This is a genomic window from Streptosporangium carneum, from assembly GCF_027922005.1.
In the GTDB taxonomy this organism is placed as follows: Bacteria; Actinomycetota; Actinomycetes; order Streptosporangiales; family Streptosporangiaceae; genus Streptosporangium; species Streptosporangium carneum.
On the sequence record NZ_BSEV01000068.1, the window covers coordinates 1 to 1,662 of the forward strand.

The 1,662-nt window shown below is 71.3% G+C and carries 1 protein-coding gene; it reads right to left on the reverse strand.

All coding sequences use genetic code 11. From position 1 onward, the window contains the following. Nucleotides 1-1,662, reverse strand: a 1,662-nt coding sequence (locus PKF00_RS43820) for an amino acid adenylation domain-containing protein (protein WP_271223717.1), incomplete at both ends; no start/stop codon positions are given.

Below are 1,662 nucleotides of genomic sequence, written 5' to 3' on the forward strand. Positions count from 1 at the left end.
GTGTTGGTGTGGTGGTGGGGCAGGGGGGTGCAGGTGTGGGGTGGGGGCAGGGTGTTGCGGTTGATTTTGCCGTTGTGGGTGAGGGGCATGGCGGGCAGGTGGAGGTAGGTGGTGGGGATCATGTAGTCGGGCAGGTGGGTTTGCAGGTGGGTGCGCAGGTCGTGGCCGGTGGGGGTGTGGCCGGGGCGGGTGGTGAGGTAGGCGGTCAGGCGTGGGGTGCCGGTGGGGTCGGGGTGGGTGGTGACGGCGGCGTGGGTGATGTGGGGGTGGGCGGTGAGCTGGATCTCGATCTCGGTGAGTTCGATGCGGTAGCCGCGGATCTTGCGTTGGGTGTCGGCGCGGCCGTGGAAGAGCAGGTGGCCGTCGGGGGTGCGGACGGCCAGGTCGCCGGTGCGGTAGAGCCGCGCGCCGGGCGGGGCGGTGCCTGTTCCCGCTGTGGTCGGGGTGCCCGTGTCCACCGTGTCCGTGGCGCCGGTGCCGAGGCTTGTGCCCGTGGTGTTCGTGTCCGTGGTGTCTGGTGCCCGGGTGGTGTTTGTGCCGGTGGTGGTGGGGTGGGGGTCGGGTTGGAAGTGGCGGGCGGTCTGGGCGGGCCGGTTGAGGTAGCCGTGGGCGACGCCGGGGCCGCTGATGTGGATCTCGCCGATCGTGCCGGGTGGGGTTTCGGCGCCGGTGTCGGGGTCGATGAGGTGGACGCGGCGGTCGCCGATGGGCCGGCCGATGGGGATGGTGGGGCGGTCCAGGTCGGCGGGGGTGACGGGGTGGGCGGTGGAGAAGACGGTGCATTCGCAGGGGCCGTAGCAGTGCACCAGGCGGGTGTCGGGCAGGGCGGTCAGTGCGGTGCGGACGTGTTTGGGGGAGACCTGTTCGCCGCCGAACATCAGGCAGCGCAGGTTGCGCAGCAGTTCGGGCTGGGCGCTCATGATGGTGTTGAAGGCGGCGGTGGGCAGGAACAGGGTGGTCACGCCGGTGGCGTGGACGGTTTCGGCGACGGTGAGGGGGTCGCGGTGGGGGCCGGGGTGGATGACGACGCGGCCGCCGGTCAGCAGGGGCGGGAGGATCTCCACGAGGTTGCCGTCCCAGGACAGGGCTGAGTGCAGCAGGGTGACGCTGTCGGGGCCCCAGGTGGTGTAGTCGGCGTCGGTGAAGAAGCCGGGGATGGCGCGGTGGGGGACCAGGGTGCCTTTGGGTTTTCCGGTGGAGCCGGAGGTGTAGGGGATGTAGAAGATGTCCTCGGGGTCGACGGTGAGGCCCAGGTCGGTGGTGTCGTGTTCGGCGATGTGGGCGGCGTCGTGGGTGAGGGACAGTTGTGGGGTGTCGGTGGCGTCCCAGGTCAGGGGGTGGGCGGTGAGGACGGTGGTGAGGCCGGCCTCGGTGGCCATGAGTTTGAGGCGTTCGGTGGGCAGGCCGTCTTCGAGGGGGACGTAGCCGGCGCCGGCTTTGAGGACGGCGAGCAGGGCGATGACGTAGTCGGCGCTGCGGGGGACGCGCAGGCCGACGAGGGTGCCGGGGGTGGCGCCGGTGGCGTGCAGGGCGCGGGCGAGTTGGTTGGCGGCGGTGTTGACCTGGTGGTAGGTCAGGGTGCGGCCGTGGGGCTCGATCAGGGCGGGGGTGTCGGGGTGCTGTCGCACGGCCTGTTCGAACACCTCATGCACCGAGACGCCG